This is a genomic window from Rhizorhabdus sp. (assembly GCF_018006725.1).
Taxonomy (GTDB): Bacteria; Pseudomonadota; Alphaproteobacteria; order Sphingomonadales; family Sphingomonadaceae; genus Rhizorhabdus.
The window spans coordinates 1-3,851 of the sequence record NZ_JAGMXV010000359.1 but is presented as its reverse complement, the minus strand read 5'-3'; the positions used below and the strand labels follow the sequence as shown (position 1 = coordinate 3,851).

Sequence of the window (3,851 nt, the reverse complement as noted above, 5' to 3'; positions counted from 1 at the left end):
CCGATGCAGATGCGGGGGCCTTTGCCGAAGGGCATATAGGCGCGGCGGCTCGCTTCGGCCTGGTCGGGGTCGTCGAACCGCTCTGGCGCGAAGGCGTGGGGGCATTTCCAGTTGTTGCGGTTGCGCTGGATCAGCCAGGGGGAGATGACCAGCATCGCGCCCTTCTTCAGCCATTTGTCGCGCAGCGTCAGGTCCGCCGTCACCTCGCGCACGAAGAAGCTAACCGGTGGGTAGAGGCGCAGCGTTTCCTTGAACAGGTTGCGCACCGCCGTCATGCCGCGCAGCGATTCGAAGCTGATCGGTGCGCCCGCCGTCTCGCGGTCGATCTCGGCCACCAGCGCGTCCTGCGCATGGGGACATTCGGCGAGGAGGTAGAGCGCCCAGCTCATCGCCGAGGCGGCGGTCTCGTGGCCGGCGAGGAAGATCGTCGAGATCTGCTCCATCAACTCGACATAGGTGAAGGGCTGGCCGGTGCGTGGATGGCGCGCCTCCAGCAGCGACTGGAGGATGTCGTCCTGCGCCTCGCCGGTGCCCGCATGCCAGGCGTCGTAGCGGGTCCGCACGATCGGTCCGAACACGCCGTGGATCGCCTGCGCCGCCTTCTCCGCGCGCTTGCGATAGCCGAGCAGCGGCAGGCCGTAGAGCTTGAGCATCGCCGCCGGCTGGACGTTCTTCTGATAGCGGTGGAAGGCGTGGTAGATATGCTCGGCGCTGTCGGCGTCGAGCTTCACCGAGAAGATGGTGCGGTAGATGATGTCGGCCGCGACATGCGTCATCAGCGGGTCGACCTCGATCGGGCGGCTGCGATCCATCGCCGCGATCGTCGCGAGCAGATCGTCGACCGCCCCCTGCATCGCGGGGAAGACGCGCTTCAGATTAGTGTGGGCGAAGGCCGGATTGACCATCGTCCGCTGCTCTTCCCAGTCCTGCCCATTGGCCGAGAAGACGCTGTTGCCGATCAGCGGATCGAGCAGGTCGTTGAGGAAGCGGTGCTTGGGGAACGCCTTTTCCTTGTCGTCCATCACCCGGTCGACGACCGACAGGTCGTTGGCGATGTAGAAGTCGAGGCGGGGCAGGCGGATCTCGCCCATCTGCATCGTGTAGCTGCGCTCGAACAGCGTGTGGATCCAGCTGTTCCAGCCGGTCAGGAAGCGCTTGACCAGCGAGGCCTTGCCCCGGTGCGGAACCGGGTAGGGCGGGATGAAGCCGCATTCCTCGGGGTGGCGGTCAGCCATGATTGTCGGCCTTGAAGGCTTCGATCGATCCGGCGAGCGGCCGCGCGCCGGAGCTTATCCCGATATAGTCGAGCGGGGAGAGCCGGTCGAAGGTCCGCAGATAATCGAAATGGGTCTCGTACTTGTTGCGGCGGCGCGCCTGATAGGTGGCGGGGTCGCAATATTTGAACCAGCGCGGGCTGGTCTGGAACAGGCGGGCACGGCGCGGCTGCCTGCAACTGATGCAGGGGTCGATGCCCGCGATGCAGGCGCCGTCGGTGATCGATCCGATGTCGAGCCAGTGGAAATCGCCCTGGCCGACCGCCTCCAGCTGTTCGTGGAAACGGTGGCTGTCCTTGCGGTTGCCGATCAGGGCGATGCACGAGCCGAGGGTCACGAGGCTGAACCGGTCGGGCAGGCGTCCGCCCTCGGCCGCCAGGATGCGCGCCATGATCGGTACCGCCATGATCGAACCGTTGCTGTGGGTGACGAACAGGATTTCGTCCCAGTCCTCCGACAGGCTCGCGCGGATGCGGTCGGCGAAGGCGGCCATGCGGTCGTCGACGTCGCCCGGCAGGCGATCGCCGGCCAGCGTGTCGTTGAAGATGATGAAGCGCAGCAGCCAGAAGCCCTGGATCTTGCGCACCACGAACATCGCGACCGCGAGGCCGACGAGCGCGGCGGTAAGCCCGCCCCAGAGCGGCCCCAGCAGGATCGCAGCCGGCAGCGCGAGCAGCAGCCCGAACAGGATCGGCAACAGGATCGTCGAGACGCCCGGATAATAGAAGGCGAAGCGCACGCCCCAGGGGAATTTGCGGACGATCGGCCAGTCGAGCAGGCGGGTGAAGTTCCAATAGGCGCGCACCGAATGGCGCAGCAGCCCGATCGGATTCTTGACCCAATGCGCGCGGATCACATCGTCCCAGCCGAGAAACTCATGCTCGGTGACGGCATCGTCGCTGCGGTCCTCGACCGTCCAGCCGACCGAATGGGGCGGCAGCCGGCGACGCTTGCCCACCGTGATCTCATGACCGCTGGTGCGCGCGTAGAGCGTCGCCTGCTCGGCATAGAGCTGGTGGTAGAAGCGGGCACCCCGGGGATCGAAACCGCTGAGATAGAATATTTTACGCTTGAACCCCGGCATAGCCGCTGCTTACTCGATCCTCATGGCCGACCAGGAACGTCACTATTGCCTTTTCATGGATGGCACCAAGCATAATCGCAACGCCGGTTGCCGCGCGCACGACAATGCCTATGGCATATATGGCGGCGGGACGGAGCGCGACCGGCGCGCGGCCGATCTGGCGCTCTATCGGCACATGCGGTCGAACCGCGACCCGCTGGCGCCACTCGTGCTGTTTTTCACGACGGTCTATGGCTGGTTTTTCTTCAACTATCATGGCCGGCCCTGGCGCGGGCAGCTGGTGCGCAAAATCTTCCGCAACTACTGACCGGGCAACCACCCGGCTTACGGCGCGTTTCTCCTTCAACCCATTGAAAGGAGAGACAAGATGCGGATCGAACATGACGCGCTGGTGATGCTGGCCGATGGTCGCAAATCGCTGTTCCTGCGCAACGAAGGCGATGCCGACTATCCCAATCTGGTGGTCGAGGACCAGCGCGCCCAGGCCGGACTGGAAGATCGCGAGCTGAAGACCGATGCACCGGGCAGGGCGATGAACCAGGTCGGCGGGGGGCTCAACAGCTACGAGGAGCCGGACTATCACCAGCTCGAGGAGGACCGGTTCGCCCGCGACATGGCCGACCTGCTCAAGGCCAAGGTGCAGAAGAAGAATGCGCTCGACATCATCGTGGTGGCGCCGCCCCGGACCCTGGGCGAGCTGCGCCAGGCCTATGATCGGAGCGTGGCCGAACGGGTCGTGGCCGAACTCGACAAGGATTATGTCAATCATCCGATCGACAAGGTCGAGCAGCTACTGAAGGCGCACTGAGGAGAGTAGGGGCGGCGGGTGGCCGCCCCTGCAGATCAGGCTTCGCCGTCCTCGGTGCCGTCGGCGAGATCCTCGCCGATTACGGCGCCATCGTCGGGCGCGATGGTCTGCTCGCCGTCGGCCAGATCGACCTCGTCATCCTCTTCGCTTTCCTCGATCCGCGCCGCGCCGACGACATGTTCGTTGTCGGACACGTTGAACAGGCGGACGCCGGCCGAGTTGCGGCCGATCACGCGGGTGTCGCCGACCGACAGGCGGATCAGCTTGGCCTGATCGGTGACCAGCATGAGCTGCTCGCCATTATGCGCCGGGAAGCTGGCGACGACCGGGCCGTTGCGCTCCAGATTGTCGATATTGCCGATGCCCTGGCCGCCACGGCCGGTCCGGCGATATTCATAGGCCGAGCTGCGCTTGCCATAGCCATTGGCGCAGACGGTGAGGATGAACTCCTCGGCCGCCTCGAACTCGGCCATGCGCTCGGGCGACAGGGTCGGCTCGGCGCCATTGTCCTTCCACGGGGCGGCGCGAAGATAGGCTTCGCGCTCTTCGGTCGACGCCTCGAAGCCCTTGAGGATCGACAGCGAGATGACCTCGTCGCCATCCTTCAGCAGGATTCCGCGCACGCCGGTCGAGGGGCGGCTCTGGAACTCGCGCACTTCGGGGGAGGCGAAGCCGCTCGCCTTGC

General features: G+C 65.3%; 5 protein-coding genes. 2 read left to right on the top strand and 3 right to left on the bottom strand.

Translation table 11 applies throughout. The features are described 5' to 3' along the window. Nucleotides 1-1,235 (bottom strand): cytochrome P450 (locus KAY22_RS25945; RefSeq protein WP_296625985.1); only part of this gene is annotated, 1,235 nt, incomplete at its 3' end. Beyond that, nucleotides 1,228-2,358: a hypothetical protein gene (locus KAY22_RS25940; protein ID WP_296625984.1), complete on the bottom strand. Its 1,131-nt coding sequence runs from the start codon at nt 2,356-2,358 to the stop codon at nt 1,228-1,230. The genes KAY22_RS25945 and KAY22_RS25940, both read right to left, overlap by 8 nt. On the opposite strand from KAY22_RS25940, the gene KAY22_RS25935 reads away from it, so the two are divergent. Both KAY22_RS25935 and KAY22_RS25930 read left to right on the top strand, forming a co-directional pair. After that, a complete protein-coding gene (locus tag KAY22_RS25935; RefSeq protein ID WP_296625983.1) occupies nt 2,345-2,665 on the top strand; it encodes a hypothetical protein in 321 nt (106 codons plus the stop codon). The genes KAY22_RS25940 and KAY22_RS25935 overlap by 14 nt on opposite strands. 60 nt (nt 2,666-2,725) lie before the next feature. After that, the gene (locus tag KAY22_RS25930) at nt 2,726-3,166 is read left to right on the top strand and encodes a host attachment family protein (protein WP_296625982.1); all 441 of its coding nucleotides are present in this window, start codon (nt 2,726-2,728) and stop codon (nt 3,164-3,166) included. Between the two features lie 35 nt (nt 3,167-3,201). Here the strand turns inward: KAY22_RS25930 and KAY22_RS25925 are convergent. Continuing rightward, nucleotides 3,202-3,851 (bottom strand): DNA gyrase C-terminal beta-propeller domain-containing protein (locus KAY22_RS25925; RefSeq protein WP_296625981.1); only part of this gene is annotated, 650 nt, incomplete at its 5' end.